A 17,789-nucleotide genomic window follows, 5' to 3' on the forward strand; every position below is an offset into this window, starting at 1 on the left:
TCGCCGAGGGTTGATCGCCGTGCGAGGGGAGACCGTCGATGGAACGTACGACCTGTTTGGTGGCGGGCGGTGGGCCCGCGGGCATGGTGCTCGGCCTGCTGCTGGCCCGCGCCGGCGTCGAGGTCACCGTGTTGGAGAAGCACGGCGACTTCCTGCGTGACTTCCGCGGCGACACCGTGCATCCCACCACCCTCGACCTGCTCGACGAACTCGGCCTAGGGGAGGAGTTCGCGAAACTGCCCGCGCGGCGATTGGACTCGATCCTGCTCCCCGTCGGCGGCTCGCTGCAAACCTTGGCGTCGCTGAAAAACCTTCCGGGCAAACACAAATACATCGCCATGGTGCCGCAGTGGGATCTGCTCGACCTGCTGGCCCGCGCCGCCGATCGCGAGCCGACGTTCCGGCTGCGCGTGAACACCGAGGCCACCGGTCTGATCCTCGCCGAAGGCCGGGTCGCCGGGGTGAAATACCGGACGGCCGACGGTGGCACCGGTGCGATCGAGGCCGCGCTCACCGTCGCCTGCGATGGGCGCGGTTCGGTGCTGCGAGCGTCCGCCGGGCTGCGGTCGCGCCGGTGGGCGACGCCGATGGACGTGTGGTGGTTTCGCCTGCCGCGCACGGGGATCGATCCCGCGGGCGCGATTCCGATCGTCACCGCCCGCCGCGCCGCCGTCATGCTGGATCGCGGGGACTACTGGCAGTGTGCCACGCTCATCGCCAAGGGTAGCGACGCCGCGGCCAGGCGCGGGCCGGTCGGCGCGATCATGCGCGAGATGGCCGCGGCCGCACCGTGGTTGGCCGATCGGGTCGACACGCTGCGCGACTGGGACGAGGTCAAGCTGCTCGACGTGCAACTCGACCGCCTCGAACGCTGGTACACCGACGGGCTGCTCTGCCTCGGCGACGCCGCGCACGCCATGTCCCCGGCCGGTGGCGTCGGCATCAACCTCGCCGTGCAGGACGCGGTGGCGGCGGCGAGAATTCTTGCCGCGCCGCTGCTTTCGGGACGGGTCGGCGTCGCGGAGCTGGCCAAGGTGCAGCGGCGGCGCTGGTTCCCGACCGTTGTCACACAGGGCATCCAGCGGTTGCTCCACGCCGCTGTCATCCGGCCCGCGCTGAGCGGGCAGGTGGATCTCACCGGCGCGGACAACGCGCCATTGCCCATCAGGGTGCTGCGGCGCATCCCCGTGGTGCGAAGCGTTCCGCCGTTTCTGCTCGCCAGGGGCGTATTGCCCGAGCACGCACCAGATTTCGCGCGGCGCGGGCACTGACGGTCCACGATCGGTCAGCCGAAGAGGTCGTCCGGGCCGCCTGCTCGACCGGGCAATTCGGCGACCCAGCCCGCGACCACCGCGAGTCCGGTCGCGCGGTGGACGGCGAGGAAACCGAACGGGCGGTCGAAGACGACCTCGACCTGGGTGATCAGGTGCTCGGCCGAGAGCGGCATGCTGACCGCGACCGCCGCGATGCTCGTGACGGCCGCGGCTTCGAAACCCTCGCGGGTGAAACGTGCCAGCACGTCCTGTGCGCCCTGCGCGAGCGCCAGTGGCTCCGGTGAGATCGCGGGGAAGTGGTTTCGGTCCGTCCGCATGGCGGCGGTGAGGCCGAAGAGTTCGGGGGTGGCGCACAGATCGTGCGAGGAGCGAATCTCGAAGGGCGGCATGCGGATATCGAGACGGTCCCCGGGGCGGGGAGCGCGGTGTCGGGTCACGCGCAGTCCAGGGCCGGTGGTTCCGGGCGGCAGGTGATCGCGGACGGGTACCTGCCCGGTGAGTGCGGCGAGGCCGGTGGTGAGCACCGCGCCCGGTGGGCTGGCGTCCGGCGACTCCGTGGCGTCTGGTGCCGCGCCGAGCAGCAGGTGCACGTCGAGATCGCCCTTTCCGGTTACCACCACGCGGGTCACGGGTTCCGAGCCGTCGAGAAGGGAGACCTGGGACAGGTCTCCGGTGGTGCGCGTCAGCCCGCGTCCGTCGATGCCGCGCCACGGCCCGGTTTCGGGACGAAGCACGGCGTCGACGAAGTGCTCGCGCCATTCGGTTTTGGCGACCAACGCGGTGGCGAGTACCAGCATGGTGTCGGGATCGATCCGCAGCGGGAAGCGGTCGATCAAGCCGTCGGTCCCGCGCGCGGCCCAGGCGTTCAGCGCGTCCTGGCTCGTCAGCCGTCCGATGGTGTCCGGCGGCAGGCTGTCGGACCACGCGCGGTGCAGCGGAAACTCTTCGGCGAACCACACGCCAAGCACGGCGGAGAGGTCTTCGGCCTCGGCCATGATCCGCAGCACCTCCAGCGCGGCACTGTGGGCTTGCTCGGCGGGCAGCCCGACCGCGGCTTCCAGTTCCGCGCGAGCCGGGTCGTCCGCGGCTGCGGCCAGCAGGGCGAGCAGCGGCCAGATCCCGGCCCCCGAGACGACGAAATCTCTCTCGTCCGCGACAGCCGCCCACCGCGCGGTCAACTCGTTGACGGCCGCTACCTGCGTGTCGATTGCGCTCCCCATCAAGCCAACATAGCCGCCATAACCGCCACTGCCGACGAAGCTGGCCTCGCCCGCTGCCCGCTGCCCGCTGCCCGCTGCCCGCTGCCCGCTGCCCGCTGCCCGCTGCCCGCTGCCCGCTGCCCGCTGCGCGTTGCCCGCTGCCGTTGCCCACTGTTGGCGACTGCCGCCCGGAGTCCGTTCTCTGCCGCATGATTGCGACGGCCGCCCGCCGCTCGCTGGCGGCTTGTCCGTGAGCCGCGGTGCCCGCTGCCCGCTGCCCGCTGGCGGCTGTCGGCTTGTCCATGAGCCGCGCTGTCCGCTGCCTACTGTTGGCGTCTGCCGCCCGGAGTCCGTTCTCTGTCGCCTGATGGCGTCTGCCGCTCGTGGCTCGCTGTCTGCTGCCGGTTGTTCGTCGTCGGCTGCCCATGACTCGCCGCCAGACGCTCGTCTCCTATCGCCCGCGCCTGATGGCGTCTGCCGCCCGCCGCTCGTCGTCTGCCGCCCGCTGTTCGCCGCCTGCTTGCCCGCTGCCTGCTGCTGGCGTCTGCCGCCCGGAGTCCGTTCTCTGTCGCCTGATGGCGTCTGCCGCTTGTGGCTCGTTGTCTGCTGCGGGTTGTCCGTTGTCGGCTGTCCATGACTCGCCGCCAGACGCTCGTCGTCTGCCGCCCGCGCCTGATGGCGTCGGCCGCTCGTACGCGTTTCGGTCTACTCCGGGAGAGTCGTGGGCCGTGCCCGGCAGAACTCGGTGGCTCGTGCGAGTCGGGCGACGAGCGGCCGGGTGAAATCAGGTGTGGTTCGGGCGCAGGACGATCGTGCCGAACGTGGCGCGCTGGTCGATCAGTTCGTGCGCGCGTGCAGCTTGGTCGAGCGGCAGTACCTGGTCGAGCAGGGGCTCGAGCGTTCCGGCCGCGACCTCGTCGAGGACTTGCGCGCGATGACCCGCCACCTTGCCGAGCCAGGCGGGACCGGCGCAGCCGATCAGGGTCAGCCCGCGGGTCACGAGGTCGATCGCGGTGATCGGCGCGGGACCGCCGGAGAGGAAGCCGTAGCCCAGCATGCGACCGCGCACCGGCGTCATGAGGTCGAGCAGCGCCGGTGTCGCGGGCCCGCCGATGGCGTCGAACACGACATCCAGCGTCGTCGCAGCGAGCACGTCGCGCAGGTGGTCCGTCCACGCCGGGTCGTTGTGGTCGATCACCTCGGCGGCCCCAAGCTTGCGCGCCTGTGCGGCCTTGGCGGGGCCGCCCGCCGTCGCGATGACGCGCGCGCCCCGGCGGACCGCGTACTGGGTCGAGTAGGCGCCGACACCGGTCGCGGCCGCCTCGATCAGCACCGTCTCATCCTCGGTGGGTGCGGCCGTGTCGATCAGGGCCGCCGCGACGGATCCGCTCATCATGGCCGCCGCGGCGACGGTGGTTTCCACACCGTCGGGGATGGGCGTCGCGTGCGCGGCGGGGGCGACGACGTATTCGGCGTAGGCGCCGAAACCATTGGTGTCCACCACGACTCGACGCCCGACCCATCCAGGTTCGACGCCCGCTCCGGTCTCGGTGACCGTGCCCGCCGCCTGGAAACCGAACACGAACGGTGGTTCGGCGGGCGTGGGGAATCCGCCCGCGCGGATCACGGTCTCCGGATACAGCACCGGAACGGCCTCCGCCCGGACGACCAGCTCGCCCGCGCCCGCCGTCGGCCGCGGCGCCTCGGACGGAACCAGCACCTCGGGTCCGCCCACCCCTGTCATTACGATTGCCCGCATCGAGAACTCCATAAGTTGACTGTCGGTCCAGATATCTCGCCACGATATGGACCGTCGGTCAACTTTGTCAACGACGAAGGCGGGTGCATGTCCGACGGGCGCACGCGAGAACGGGCCGACGCCGCCCGCAACCGGCGCGCGATCCTGGACGCGACCAGGACGTTGCTCGCCGAGCACGGAGCCGAGGCCGTCACCATGGATCGGGTCGCCGCCGCGGCGGGCGTGGGCAAGGGGACGATCTTTCACCGCTTCGGCAGCCGTGCCGGGCTGCTGCACGAACTGGTCGCCGAACCTGCGGTCGCCCTGATGGAGGCCGTCTCCAGCGGACCGCCGCCCCTGGGGCCGGGTGCACCCGCCGCCGAGCGTTTGCTTGCCTACTTCGCGGCGATGGCCGACCTGGTGATCGACAACATCGAACTCGTCGTCGCCTACAACGCGGTGCCACCGCATCCCAGACGCGAAGAGTTCCACGCCTTCTGGGCCGCGCACATCACGGCGATGCTGCGCGAGGCACGCCCGGACCTGGACGCCGAAGTGGTCGGCGCGCTGTTGCTCGCGCCGTTGGGCACCGAGCTCGCGTCAAGGATGGTGCGCGCGGGGGAGGCGGATCGCCTACGGGCCGCGGTGCACGATCTGGTCGCGTCGGTGCTGCGAGCGCCTCAGGGCGCGACGGGAACATGATGCCGGGCGGAACGGCCGCGGTCCGCCGTGCGACTCAGCGGCTCTGACGAGGGTCGTTGATCAGCCGTGCGCCCAGGATGGCGAGCCGTTGCGGCCTTGCCGCGCCTATCCCGAGCGGCCGCTGATCAGCCCCGCGAGAGGATGGCTTCGAAGCGTTCGTCGGCGCGGTCGAGCTGACCGAGGATGTGTTGCTTGACGTGATCCGCGAGGGGAGTGTCCGGCCTGCTCACCAAATCGCGGTAGACGTCGGTGAGCGGACGGTATTTCGTGGCGAGCTTGCGCATGATCGGCTTCTCGGCGTAGAGGATGCCGACGCCGTTGTCGGTGAAGTCCGACAGCTTGACGACCCGCGCCCAGGGAGCGCGATCCAAGGTCGTGGCGACGTGGTCGCGGTACTGCTCGTGACGATCGCGGGCCGGATCGGGCTCGGGATTGGTGACGGCGGCGACGAGGTCGGCGACCCGCCCGCCGAAGCGCTCGGACAGTTCGGTGAGCGCGCCGTCGGTGGGGGAGCCGTCGCGGGCGCCCGCCAGTTCGGCCGGATGGTCTTCCACAGCGTCGTGCAGCAGGCCCGCCGCCACCACGTCGGTATCGCGCACCTCGTAGTGGCTGACGATCCGGATCGCCACGCGCAGAAGATGATTCAGATAGGGTTCCCGGCCGTACTTGTCGTCGCGGTGCAATTCGGTGGCCAGTTCGAGCGCCTCGTTCAGCCGCTCACCATCGGGCAGTTCCGCGATTTCCAGCAGCAGCCGTTCGCGCAGCCCCGGCTCGCCATAGACCTCGCTGATCGTGTGCAGCGGCATCACGGCCAAGACTCCCGCCCCAGGGTTGCGCATAGTCTCAATCTATCGAGCCTTTCGGCCGCGCGCTGTGCCCTGCGCCACTTGTTCACCTATCGGATTTCGAAAATCGGCCGCGAGTCGATTCGCATGGTGCGTTCGTCAGCTCCCGATATGGCGATTCGATTCGCGGGCAATCTCTTTCGCAGCCCGCAGCCCGCAGCCCGCAGCCCGCAGCCCGCAGCCCGCAGCCCGCAGCCCGCAGCCCGCAGCCCGCAGCCCGCAGCCCGCAGCCCGCAGTCTGCGGTCCTTACTCGCGGTTCATACGATGCGCGGCTCTCCGCTCGTGAAGATCACGAGTCGCGGCTACGACACCCAGCCGCAGGGGACGCTCTCTCGCATCCGCCCGTCGACGCTGCGGTGCCAGGCGTTCGAGACCGATGACCTCAGCGCACGTTCCGCGGACGGAACTGAATGCTGATCCGCGGACCGACCGGCTTGCGGGTCTTGGGTACCGCGTGCTCCCAAGTCCGCTGGCAGGAACCACCCATCACCAGCAGGTCGCCGTGCCCCACCTGATACCGGATGCTCGCGCCGCCGCGCCGCGGCCGCAGCAGCAGCGCGCGCGGGGCGCCGACAGACAGGATCGCCACCATGGTGTCGTGTTTCGCGCCGCGCCCGAAGGTGTCGCCGTGCCAGGCGACGCTGTCGCGGCCGTCGCGGTACCAACACAGGCCCGCCGTCCGGAACGGCTCGCCGAGTTCGCTGGCGTAGTGGCGGCTGAGCGCGTCGCGCGCCTCGTCCAGAATCGGATCCGGCAGCGCCGCGTGCTCGTCGTAGAAATGCAGCAGCCGGGGGACGTCCACGACCCGGTCGTACATCGGCCTGCGCTCGGCCTGCCACGGAACCTCCCGCGCCAGCCGATCGAACAGGGTGTCCGCACCGGTCAGCCACCCGGGCCGCACATCGACCCACGCACCATCCGACAGCGGCGTGCGGTGAATGCCATCGAGGGAGCCGAGGCAGACGTCCCCGGACCCGTCGAACAGCGAACCCTGCAGCCAAGCGGTCACCCGCCCGACCCTACCCCCATTCGAACATATGTGCACAGGCGCCTCGCCTAGATGCGAAACAGTCGAACGACCCGACTCGGCCGCGAGCGCTTGCGTGGCTCTGTTACGCATCGCCCCGATATCCATGCAGAAGCACCGCGTCATCTCGATCGGTTCAGCGAGCTTCGAGCATCGATCGGCGGCAGTCTGTGATCATGAAGTGAGAAGTGCTGGTCACCGATCGCCCCCGTGCAGGAGGGAGCTCTGATGTACGGCCCTGATACTCGGTTTCGAGCGGACGTAGTCACCGAGATGGACGCCATTGCCGAACAGGTCGGAGACCGGGAGACGTCGGAGTCGGTCGAGAACCAGCTTGCGCAACTGCTCGACGTAGTAGCCGCAAAGATGCGCACCGATATCGAAAGTATGCCGTCGCACGAACTGGACGAGAACGAAGCGACCGAGGTCTTGGCTGCTGTCCATGCCTGGGCAGCCCTGGCGTCGTATGCGACCGGCCGCGTCTACGCGCCGACCAGTCCCTGGCATCACCGCTTGGCGGGATGGGGAACCAAGATCGCGGGCATCCTGCAAAAAATCGCGAACGTCTTGCTGACTCCGCTAAAGGCTGCCGCCGCAACGCTCGGCGCCTCGTCGTACTCGGTCGGCATCGAATTTCCATGGTCAGGTGTCCAGGTCAGTCTGACTTGGCCGTGATCCGAGCAAAAAAGCCCTTCCGTCGACGCTGAATAAGTTCGGCAGCGGATGACCCCGCGCGCTCGGTGCGTCACCCGATGTTTCGGTGGCGCCGCTCACAGCGCGTTCGTGGGGCAGCTCACAGGCCGATATGCCTGGTGAAAGCGGGGTCGGAGGCGCTGTTACGCTGCTAGCCGTAAGACATCCTTTAACGGACCGTCCGGTGAGGCGGGGAAGGAGGTCGGCATGGCCGTGCCCGGGGACCGGGCCGCCAAGTCCGGCGCTGCCGAGACGACGCATTCTCAGCGGCACACACCCGAATGGGTGGCGACGGGGCGGGAGCTGTTGTCGGCTTCCGATGTTGGCCGGACCATCGCGCGCATCGCGCACCAGATCATCGAGAAGACCGCGCTGGACTCCGACGAGGCCGGTTCGCCGCGCGTGGTGCTGATCGGCATCCCGACCCGCGGCACCACCCTGGCCGCGCGGCTGACCGACAAGATCGAGGAGTTCTCCGGCGTCCGCCCGGCCCTCGGCTCGCTCGACATCACCCTGTACCGCGACGACCTGCGCAGCCGTCCGCACCGACCGCTGGAGCGCACCTCGGTGCCCGAGGGCGGCATCGAGGACGCGCTCGTCGTGCTCGTGGACGACGTGCTCTTCTCCGGCCGCACCGTGCGCTCGGCCCTGGACGGGCTGCGCGATCTGGGCAGGCCACGCTCGGTGCAACTGGCCGTGCTGATCGACCGCGGCCACCGCGAGCTGCCGATCCGCGCGGACTTCGTCGGCAAGAACGTGCCCACCGCGCGGGCGGAGGACATCTCGGTGCTGCTCACCGAACACGACGGTCGCGACGGCGTCTATCTGCACCAGGAGGCCGAAGCGTGAGACACCTGCTGAGCGTCACCGATCTGGACCGCGCCGCGGCGTCCGAGCTCCTCGACGAGGCCGAGCGCTTCGAGCAGGCGCTGCTGGGTCGCGAGGTGCACAAGCTGCCGACACTGCGCGGGCGCACCGTGATGACGGTCTTCTACGAGAACTCGACCCGCACCCGGGTGTCCTTCGAGGTCGCCGGGAAGTGGATGAGCGCCGACGTGATCAACGTCAGCGCCAGCAGCTCGTCGGTGTCCAAGGGCGAATCGCTGCGCGACACCGCGCTGACCCTGCACGCCGCGGGCGCGGACGCGCTGATCGTGCGGCACCCGGCCTCCGGCGCCGCGCACCAGATCGCGCACTGGATGGACGGCTGGGCGCGTTCGGAGGGCCGGACATCCGGTCCCGCGATCATCAACGCGGGCGACGGCATGCACGAACACCCGACCCAGGCGCTGCTGGACGCGCTGACGCTGCGCCAGCGGCTCGGCGACATCGAGGGCAAGCGGGTCGTGATCGTCGGCGACATCCTGCACAGCCGGGTGGCGCGCTCGAACGTCTTCCTGCTGCACACCCTCGGCGCCGAGGTGGTGCTCGTCGCGCCGCGCACGCTGCTGCCGGTCGGCGTCGAAGCCTGGCCCGCCCGGGTCTCGCACCACCTGGACGCCGAACTGCCCGGTGCCGACGCGGTGCTCATGCTGCGCGTCCAAGCCGAGCGCATGAACGGCGGATTCTTCCCCTCGGCGCGCGAGTACTCGGTGAACTACGGCCTGTCCGAGCGCAGGCTCGCGCTGCTGCCGGAGCACGCGGTGGTCATGCACCCCGGTCCGATGCTGCGCGGCATGGAAATCGCCTCGGCCGTGGCGGACTCGCCGAAGGCCGCGATCCTGCAGCAGGTCACCAACGGCGTGCACCTGCGCATGGCGGTGCTGTTCCGCCTGCTGGTCGGCGCGCAGGAGGCAGTGGCATGAACGGCAACGAGCGGAAGGTGGCGCCCGGCATGAGCGAACGAAGTGAGCGAGTCATGGGCCAGCGCGCCTCGCGCATGCCGGAGCCGAGCGTCAGCGAGGCGCAGGCATGAGCGGTCAGGGCTCGGAGGAGGCAGCCCGCGTAACCACGGAGAGCCCCGCTCAGTCCGAAAGGAGGACAGCATGAGTGGGCTGTTGATCAAGGGGGCCTTGATCTACGGCGAGGGTCAGCCCGTGGACGTGTTCGTCGACGAGGGCGAGATCCGGCAGATCGGCACCGATCTGGGCATCGTGGACGCCGAGATCATCGACGCGAAGGGCCAGATCCTGCTGCCCGGCTTCGTCGACCTGCACACCCACCTGCGCGAACCGGGCCGCGAGGACACCGAGACCATCGAGACCGGCTCCGCCGCCGCGGCGCTCGGTGGCTACACCGCCGTGTTCGCCATGGCCAACACCAACCCGGTCGCCGACTCGGTGGTCGTCACCGACCACGTGTGGCGGCGCGGCCAGGAGGTCGGCCTCGTCGACGTGTTCCCGGTGGGCGCGGTGACAGTCGGGCTCGAGGGCAAGCAGCTCGCGGAGATGGGCACCATGGCGGCGGGCGTCGGCGCGGTGCGGATGTTCTCCGACGACGGCCACTGCGTGTACGACCCGCTGATCATGCGCCGCGCGCTGGAGTACTCGAACTCCCTCGGCGTGCTCATCGCCCAGCACGCGGAGGAGCCCCGGCTGACCAAGGGCGCGGTCGCGCACGAGGGCCCGACCGCTGCCCGGCTCGGTCTCGCGGGCTGGCCGCGGGCCGCCGAGGAATCGATCGTGGCCCGCGACGCGCTGCTGGCCAGGGACGCCGGCGCGCGCGTGCACATCTGCCACGCCTCCACCGCGGGCACCGTGGAACTGGTGAAATGGGCCAAGTCCCAGGGCATTTCGATCACCGCCGAGGTGACGCCGCACCACCTGCTGCTGGACGACACGCGGCTGGAGACCTACGACGCGGTCAACAAGGTCAACCCGCCGCTGCGCGAGGCCTCCGACGCCGCGGCGCTGCGGCAGGCGCTGGCCGAGGGCATCATCGACTGCGTGGCCACCGACCACGCCCCGCACGCCGAACAGGACAAGTGCTGCGAATTCGCCGCGGCCCGTCCCGGCATGCTCGGGCTGGAGACCGCGCTGTCGATCATCGTCCAGACCATGGTCGAGCCGGGGCTGCTGGACTGGCGCGGCGTGGCCCGCGTGATGAGCGAGCAGCCCGCGCGGATCGTCGGACTCGACGACCACGGCCGCCCGCTCGAGGTGGGCGAGCCCGCGAACCTCACCCTGGTCGACCCCGAGGCCACCTGGACGGTGCGCGCCGCCGAGCTGGCCAGCATCTCGAACAACACGCCGTTCGAGGCGATGACCTTCCCGGCCAAGGTGACGGCGACGTTGCTGCGCGGCCGGGTGACCGCACGCGAGGGCAAGGCGGTCTTGGGTACCGCGGCGCGAGCGACGGGCCCGGAGGCGGTAGCGGAGCGTGGCCACGGAGGGCACCGGGAGCGCCGCCGATTGGACGCAGGAGGTCCGTAAGTGGAGAGAACGCTGTGGGTGGTCGGGTGCCTCGCGCTGTTCGCGCTCGGCGTCTGGCTGATGTACCGGGGCTGGCAAAACCGCGCGGCGCGTCAGCGGGAGCGGATCGGCGAACTGCCGCCGGTGCCCGCCGACCTGGGCGCCCAAGTGCTGGAGCCGACGACCGGCCTGTATCTCGGCAGCACGATCGCGCCGAGCTGGCAGGACCGGATCGCGGTCGGCGATCTGGGTTTCCGCGCCACCGCGGAACTCACGCGGTTCGAGCGGGGAATCCTGCTCGAGCGCGACGGGGCGACGGTGATCTGGATTCCGCAGGAGTCCATCACGGCGGTGCGCACCGAACGCGGCCACGCGGGCAAGGTGATGACAGAAGATGGTGTGCTGGTAATTCGCTGGAAGCTGCCGACCGGAACCGAGATAGACACCGGCTTCCGAGGTGACGACAAGACGGTGTATCCGGCGTGGGCCAGGACGACGACGGGAGATGAACGAACGTGAATGAAGCGGCTGCGCTGGTGCTCGAGGACGGCCGGGTGTTCCGCGGCACGGCCTACGGCGCCGTGGGCGAGACGCTCGGCGAGGCGGTGTTCTGCACCGCGATGACCGGGTATCAGGAAACTCTGACCGACCCCAGCTACCACCGCCAGATCGTGGTGGCGGCGGCACCGCAGATCGGCAACACCGGATGGAACGACGAGGACGACGAGTCCTCGAAGATCTGGGTGGCCGGGTACGTGGTGCGCGACCCCGCGCGCCGCGCGTCGAACTGGCGCGCGACCACGACGCTGCCCGACGCCATGCGTGAGCAGGACATCGTCGGCATCGCGGGTGTCGACACCCGCGCTCTGGTGCGCCACCTGCGCACCCGCGGTTCGATGAAGGCGGGCATCTTCTCCGGCCCCGCGCTCGCCGACGAGGACGCGCTGCTGGCCCGGGTCAACGGCCAGCCGTCCATGCTGGGCGCGGATCTGGCCGAGGAGGTCAGCACCGATTCGGTCTACACGATCGAGCCCACGGGCGAGCGCCGCTTCACCGTCGTCGCCGTCGACCTGGGCATCAAGACCAACACCCCGCGCATGTTCGCCGAGCGCGGCATGCGGGTGCACGTGGTGCCCTCGACCGTCACCTTGGACCAGATCCGCGAGCTGAAGCCCGACGGCGTCTTCCTGTCCAACGGTCCCGGTGACCCGGCCACCCAGGACGGCGCGGTCGCCATCACCCAGGGCGTGCTCGAGCAGGGACTGCCGCTGTTCGGCATCTGCTTCGGCAACCAGATCCTGGGCCGGGCGCTCGGCCGCGAGACCTACAAGATGAAGTTCGGCCACCGGGGCATCAACATCCCGGTCGTCGAGCACGAGAGCGGCCGGATCTCGATCACCGCGCAGAACCACGGCTTCGCCCTGGAGGGCGAGCAGGGTGAACAGTTCGACACCCCGTTCGGCCGCGCCGAGGTCAGCCACGTCTGCGCCAACGACGGCACCGTCGAGGGCGTGCGCCTGGTCAACGGCCGCGCGTTCTCCGTGCAGTACCACCCGGAGGCCGCCGCAGGCCCCCACGACGCCGCATATCTGTTCGACCGTTTCGCCGGTCTCATGGAAGGAGCCTGATGCCTCGCCGCGAGGATCTACGCCACATCCTGGTGATCGGTTCGGGCCCGATCGTCATCGGCCAGGCTTGTGAGTTCGACTATTCCGGCACCCAGGCGTGCCGGGTGCTCAGGTCCGAGGGCCTGCGCGTGTCGCTGGTGAACTCCAACCCGGCGACGATCATGACCGACCCCGAGTTCGCCGACTCGACCTACGTCGAGCCGATCACGCCGGAGTTCGTCGAGAAGGTCATCGCGAAGGAGCGTCCCGACGCCATTCTCGCGACCCTCGGCGGGCAGACCGCGCTGAACACCGCCGTCGCGCTGCACGAGCGCGGCGTGCTGGAGAAGTACAACGTGGAGCTGATCGGCGCCGACTTCGACGCCATCCAGCGCGGCGAGGACCGGCAGAAGTTCAAGGACATCGTCGCCAAGGTCGGCGGCGAGAGCGCCCGCTCGCGGGTCTGCTTCACCATGGACGAGGTGCGCGAGACGGTCGCCGAGCTGGGCTTCCCCGTCGTCGTGCGGCCCTCCTTCACCATGGGCGGCCTCGGCTCCGGCATGGCCTACAACCACGAGGACCTCGACCGCATCGCGGGCGGCGGCCTCGCCGCATCGCCGACGGCCAACGTCCTGATCGAGGAGTCCATCCTCGGCTGGAAGGAATACGAGCTCGAGCTGATGCGCGACGGCCGCGACAACGTCGTGGTGGTCTGCTCGATCGAGAACGTGGACCCGATGGGCGTGCACACCGGCGACTCGATGACCGTCGCCCCGGCCATGACGCTCACCGACCGCGAGTACCAGAAGCTGCGCGACCTCGGCATCGCCATCCTGCGCGAGGTCGGCGTCGACACCGGCGGCTGCAACATCCAGTTCGCGGTGAACCCGCGCGACGGCCGCCTGATCGTCATCGAGATGAACCCGCGCGTCTCGCGGTCCTCGGCGCTGGCCTCCAAGGCCACCGGCTTCCCGATCGCCAAGATCGCGGCCAAGCTGGCCATCGGCTACACGCTGGACGAGATCGTCAACGACATCACCAAGGAAACCCCGGCCTGCTTCGAGCCGACCCTGGACTACGTCGTCGTCAAGGCGCCACGGTTCGCGTTCGAGAAGTTCCCCGGCGCCGACGCGACGCTGACCACCACCATGAAGTCGGTGGGCGAGGCGATGTCGCTGGGTCGCAACTTCTCCGAGGCGCTCGGCAAGGTGCTGCGCTCGCTGGAGACCAAGGCCACCGGCTTCTGGACTCTGGACGACGGCCCGTGGGCGCCCGTCGACGGTGACGCGCAGGCCGCGATCGAGAAGATCCTCGACGACCTGCGCACCCCGATCGAGGGCCGCATCTACCAGGTCGAGCGGGCGCTGCGCTACGGCGCGAGCATCGATGACGTGGCCGCGGCCTCGGGCATCGACCCGTGGTTCGTCGCCGAGATCGCCGGTCTGGTCGAGCTGCGCCAGGAGATCATCGACGCCCCGGTGCTGGACGAGCCGCTGCTGCGCCGCGCCAAGCACTACGGCCTCTCCGACAACCAGCTCGCCGCGCTGCGGCCCGAGCTGGCGGGGGAGACCGGCGTGCGCGCGTTGCGCCACCGGCTCGGCGTGCGCCCGGTTTACAAGACCGTCGACACCTGCGCCGCGGAGTTCGAGGCCAAGACCCCGTACCACTACTCGGCCTACGAGCTCGATCCCGCCGCGGAGTCCGAAGTGGCGCCGCAGCGCGAGCGCGAGAAGGTGATCATCCTCGGCTCCGGCCCGAACCGCATCGGCCAGGGCATCGAGTTCGACTACTCGTGCGTGCACGCGGCGCAGACGCTGTCGCAGGCCGGGTACGAGACGGTGATGGTCAACTGCAACCCGGAGACCGTCTCCACCGACTACGACACCGCCGACCGCCTCTACTTCGAGCCGCTCACCTTCGAGGACGTGCTCGAGGTCTACCACGCGGAATGCGAGTCCGGCACCGTCGCGGGCGTCATCGTGCAGCTCGGCGGGCAGACCCCGCTGGGTCTCGCGCAGCGGCTGACCGACGCGGGCGTTCCGGTCGTCGGCACCAGCGCGGCCGCCATCGACCTGGCCGAGGATCGCGGCGAGTTCGGTGAGGTGCTGGTCGCTGCCGGTCTGCCCGCGCCGAAGTACGGCACGGCCACCACGGTCGAGCAGGCGAAGAAGATCGCCGCGGGCATCGGCTACCCGGTGCTCGTCCGCCCGTCCTACGTGCTCGGCGGGCGCGGCATGGAGATCGTCTACGACGAGAAGTCCCTGGAGGGCTACATCTCCCGCGCCACCGAGCTGAACCCCGAGCACCCGGTGCTCGTCGACCGGTTCCTCGAGGACGCCATCGAGATCGACGTGGACGCGCTCTGCGACGGCGAGGAGGTCTACCTCGGCGGCGTGATGGAGCACATCGAGGAAGCGGGCATCCACTCCGGCGACTCGGCCTGCGCGCTGCCCCCGATCACGTTGGGCCGCAGCGACATCGAGGCGGTGCGCCGCTCGACGATCGCGCTGGCCAAGGGCATCGGCGTCAAGGGCCTGCTCAACGTGCAGTACGCGCTCAAGGACGACGTGCTCTACGTGCTGGAGGCCAATCCGCGGGCGAGCCGGACGGTTCCGTTCGTCTCCAAGGCCACCGCGGTGCCGCTGGCCAAGGCCTGCGCGCGGGTCATGCTCGGCGCCACCATCGCCGAACTCCGCAAGGAGGGCATGCTGCCGAGCGAGGGCGACGGCGGGCACGTCGCGCTGGACGCGCCGGTCGCGGTGAAGGAAGCGGTGCTGCCGTTCCACCGGTTCCGTCGCGCCGACGGCAGCGGCGTGGACTCGCTGCTCTCGCCGGAGATGAAGTCGACCGGCGAGGTGATGGGCATCGACGCCGATTTCGGCACCGCCTTCGCCAAGAGCCAGGCCGCCGCGTACGGCTCGCTGCCCACCGAGGGCACCGTGTTCGTCTCGATCGCCAACCGCGACAAGCGCGCCATGGTGTTCCCGGTCAAGCGCCTGCACGACCTCGGCTTCCGCATCCTGGCCACCGAGGGCACCGCGGAAATGTTGCGCCGCAACGGTATTCCGTGCGAGCAGGTGCGCAAGCACTCCGACGAGGACCGGGCCGACGAGCCGACGATCGTGGAGCAGATCCGCGACGGCGAGGTCGACATGGTGTTCAACACCCCGTACGGCAACTCCGGTCCGCGGGTGGACGGCTACGAGATCCGCACCGCGGCGGTGGGCGTCAACATCCCGTGCATCACCACGGTGCAGGGCGCGGCCGCGGCCGTGCAGGGCATCGAGGCCAGCATCAACGGCGGCATCGGCGTGCGGTCCCTGCAGGAACTGCACTCGTCGCTGCGCGGCTGAGGCAGCGATGCGGCGGTCTGCCGGGCAGGTGGAACGTGACGAACCATTCAGACCGGCCCCGCACGGAGCGAGCCTTACGAGCGACCGTTCGCGGCCGTCTCGCGGCCCGGCGATCGAAGCGCATGCGCGTAGCGCGAGTCTCGATCGCCGGGACGCGAGACACCAGGGGCCGCGAACCCGCGCGCCCCGGCGCGCCGACAACACAGGAGACTCGATGAAGACGTTCGGCGCGCGCCTGCACCACGCGATGCACCACTTCGGCCCGCTGTGCGTCGGCATCGATCCGCACCCGCAGCTGCTCGCCGCCTGGGGGCTGACCGAGGACGCCGAGGGCGTGGAGAAGTTCGCCGAGATCTGCGTCGAGGCGTTCGACGGCACCGTCGCCCTCGTCAAGCCGCAGGTGGCGTTCTTCGAGGCTTACGGTTCGGCCGGGATCGCGGTGCTGGAGCGGACCGTGGAGGTGCTGCGCGCCTCGGGCACCTTGGTGCTCGCCGACGCCAAACGCGGTGACATCGGCTCCACCATGGACGCCTACGCCCGCACCTGGCTCGGCGACGGGCCGCTCGGCTCGGACGCGGTGACGGTCTCGCCGTACCTCGGTTTCGGTTCGCTCGCGCCCGCGCTCGAACTCGCCGAGGCCAACCACCGCGGCCTGTTCGTGCTCGCCGCCACCTCGAATCCCGAAGGCGCGCAGGTGCAGCTGGCGCGAGTCGGTGACGGGCGCAGCATCGCCCAGACGATGGTGGACGAGGCCGCCGCGCGCAACGGGGGCCAGGACTTCGGGTCGGTGGGCGTCGTCGTCGGCGCCACCCTCGCCGAGGCCCCCGACCTGTCCGCGCTGAACGGCCCGATCCTGATGCCGGGCATCGGCGCCCAGGGCGGCGGACCGGGATCGGTACGCGACCTGGTGCCCGAGTCCGTGCTGGGCGCGGTGGTGCCGAACGTCTCGCGGGAGGTGTTGCGCGAAGGCCCGTCCGTTTCGGCACTGCGTGCCAGGGTGAGCGCGCTTCAGGAGGATTTCGCCTTCTTGCGGCGCTGAGAAAGTCGCAGCGCGGCCGGGGTTTTCCCGGCGCATCGTCCTCGAAGCGGCCCGCGGGCTCGGTACCGACCGAACCCGCGGGCCGCTTCGTGGTGTCTGGCCGCCCTCCTGAGGGGTTTACGCGCGTCCCGCGCGGGGAAACCCGGGTGACGTGTGGTGAATCGCGTAGACGGCGATTCAGCGGCACGCCGTGCCCCCGGCTCTCTCGTTCCGCTCGCGCCCTCTCGCGCCCTGGCTTGTCGTCGTTTCGGTGGTGCCGAATCCCAAGCGATGGGACATGTGTTCGATCCGACACGCGGACGAACAGTGCGACACGCGGGGAATTTCCAGAAAGTTCCTGGTCGGAAGCCTGACCGATTGCTGACACGTCGAGAGAAGTCATGGCAACCGCTCCGCTAACCCTGGAATGCTTCGAAAATATGCTGGTAGCAGGGCGTTTCCGAGATTCGGCGGTACGATCACCGCAGCGCCCGGGGCGCGACGCGCATCCGGTCCGACTCGCCCCTACGGCATGCAGAATCATGCGCTGACCTGGGGGGTGGGTTCGCAATCGGCGGACGTCGTGGGTACGGTCGCTGAGACCGCGCGGGTTACCGGCGGTAGATCAAGCAATGAACGATGAGACGGAGGAACCGTGGCCCTTCCCCAGCTGACTGACGAGCAGCGCGCCGCTGCTTTGGAGAAGGCGGCTGCCGCTCGCCGCGCTCGGGCGGAGCTCAAGGAGCGCTTGAAGCGTGGCGGCACCGACCTGAAGAGCGTCCTCAAGGATGCCGAGACCGACGAGATCCTCGGCAAGATGAAGGTGTCGGCGCTGCTGGAGGCCCTGCCCAAGGTCGGCAAGGTCAAGGCTGCCGAGATCATGACCGAGCTGGAGATCGCCCCCACCCGCCGTCTGCGCGGACTCGGCGATCGGCAGCGCAAGGCGCTGCTCGCCCGGTTCGACTTCGACGCCTGACGACGA

The 17,789-nt window shown here is 69.9% G+C and carries 15 protein-coding genes; 11 read left to right on the top strand and 4 right to left on the bottom strand.

What is annotated here, in order from left to right; translation table 11 throughout:
* Positions 1-38 precede the first annotated feature (38 nt).
* Entirely contained in the window at positions 39-1,271 is a 1,233-nt protein-coding gene (locus AB0H49_RS07070) for an FAD-dependent oxidoreductase (protein WP_357248219.1), read from the top strand.
* 14 nt (positions 1,272-1,285) lie between these two features.
* Here AB0H49_RS07070 and AB0H49_RS07075 read toward each other — a convergent pair whose 3' ends face one another.
* Both AB0H49_RS07075 and AB0H49_RS07080 read right to left on the bottom strand, forming a co-directional pair.
* Positions 1,286-2,494, bottom strand: coding sequence for a serpin family protein (locus AB0H49_RS07075; protein ID WP_357248222.1), 1,209 nt, complete (start codon positions 2,492-2,494; stop codon positions 1,286-1,288).
* A 763-nt stretch (positions 2,495-3,257) separates the two neighbouring features.
* Positions 3,258-4,232 (bottom strand): zinc-binding dehydrogenase, encoded by a 975-nt coding sequence (locus AB0H49_RS07080; protein WP_357248225.1) that lies wholly within the window; start codon positions 4,230-4,232, stop codon positions 3,258-3,260.
* An 87-nt stretch (positions 4,233-4,319) separates the two neighbouring features.
* Between AB0H49_RS07080 and AB0H49_RS07085 the strand changes: the two genes are divergently transcribed.
* Positions 4,320-4,913, top strand: coding sequence for a helix-turn-helix domain-containing protein (locus AB0H49_RS07085; protein ID WP_357248228.1), 594 nt, complete (start codon positions 4,320-4,322; stop codon positions 4,911-4,913).
* A gap of 125 nt (positions 4,914-5,038) precedes the next feature.
* Here the strand turns inward: AB0H49_RS07085 and AB0H49_RS07090 are convergent, their stop codons facing one another.
* Positions 5,039-5,752, bottom strand: a complete 714-nt coding sequence (locus AB0H49_RS07090) for an HD domain-containing protein (protein ID WP_357248231.1) — start codon at positions 5,750-5,752, stop codon at positions 5,039-5,041.
* A 389-nt stretch (positions 5,753-6,141) separates the two neighbouring features.
* Positions 6,142-6,768, bottom strand: a complete 627-nt coding sequence (locus tag AB0H49_RS07095) for an alpha-ketoglutarate-dependent dioxygenase AlkB (RefSeq protein ID WP_357248234.1) — start codon at positions 6,766-6,768, stop codon at positions 6,142-6,144.
* Between the two features lie 291 nt (positions 6,769-7,059).
* Here AB0H49_RS07095 and AB0H49_RS07100 point away from each other — a divergent pair, with 291 nt between their 5' ends.
* From AB0H49_RS07100 to mihF, 9 genes are all read left to right on the top strand, one after another.
* The gene (locus AB0H49_RS07100; protein ID WP_357248237.1) at positions 7,060-7,461 is read left to right on the top strand and encodes a hypothetical protein; all 402 of its coding nucleotides are present in this window, start codon (positions 7,060-7,062) and stop codon (positions 7,459-7,461) included.
* Positions 7,462-7,686: 225 nt separating this feature from the next.
* On the top strand, positions 7,687-8,328 hold the full coding sequence (pyrR, locus tag AB0H49_RS07105; protein WP_354999758.1) for a bifunctional pyr operon transcriptional regulator/uracil phosphoribosyltransferase PyrR: 642 nt from the start codon (positions 7,687-7,689) through the stop codon (positions 8,326-8,328).
* Positions 8,325-9,284, top strand: coding sequence for an aspartate carbamoyltransferase catalytic subunit (locus tag AB0H49_RS07110; RefSeq protein WP_354999759.1), 960 nt, complete (start codon positions 8,325-8,327; stop codon positions 9,282-9,284). The genes pyrR and AB0H49_RS07110 overlap by 4 nt, the downstream gene beginning before the upstream one ends.
* A 180-nt stretch (positions 9,285-9,464) precedes the next feature.
* The gene (locus AB0H49_RS07115) at positions 9,465-10,850 is read left to right on the top strand and encodes a dihydroorotase (RefSeq protein ID WP_357248241.1); all 1,386 of its coding nucleotides are present in this window, start codon (positions 9,465-9,467) and stop codon (positions 10,848-10,850) included.
* On the top strand, positions 10,851-11,348 hold the full coding sequence (locus AB0H49_RS07120) for a transporter (protein ID WP_357248244.1): 498 nt from the start codon (positions 10,851-10,853) through the stop codon (positions 11,346-11,348).
* The gene (carA, locus tag AB0H49_RS07125) at positions 11,345-12,457 is read left to right on the top strand and encodes a glutamine-hydrolyzing carbamoyl-phosphate synthase small subunit (protein ID WP_357248248.1); all 1,113 of its coding nucleotides are present in this window, start codon (positions 11,345-11,347) and stop codon (positions 12,455-12,457) included. The genes AB0H49_RS07120 and carA overlap by 4 nt, the downstream gene beginning before the upstream one ends.
* The gene (gene carB / locus AB0H49_RS07130; RefSeq protein WP_354999763.1) at positions 12,457-15,789 is read left to right on the top strand and encodes a carbamoyl-phosphate synthase large subunit; all 3,333 of its coding nucleotides are present in this window, start codon (positions 12,457-12,459) and stop codon (positions 15,787-15,789) included. The genes carA and carB overlap by 1 nt, the downstream gene beginning before the upstream one ends.
* Before the next feature lie 214 nt (positions 15,790-16,003).
* On the top strand, positions 16,004-16,828 hold the full coding sequence (gene pyrF, locus AB0H49_RS07135) for an orotidine-5'-phosphate decarboxylase (RefSeq protein ID WP_357248251.1): 825 nt from the start codon (positions 16,004-16,006) through the stop codon (positions 16,826-16,828).
* A gap of 634 nt (positions 16,829-17,462) precedes the next feature.
* Positions 17,463-17,783: an integration host factor, actinobacterial type gene (mihF, locus tag AB0H49_RS07140; RefSeq protein WP_040708330.1), complete on the top strand. Its 321-nt coding sequence runs from the start codon at positions 17,463-17,465 to the stop codon at positions 17,781-17,783.
* Positions 17,784-17,789: the final 6 nt, after the last annotated feature.

This window comes from Nocardia sp. NPDC050713 (assembly GCF_040654315.1).
Classification (GTDB): Bacteria; Actinomycetota; Actinomycetes; order Mycobacteriales; family Mycobacteriaceae; genus Nocardia.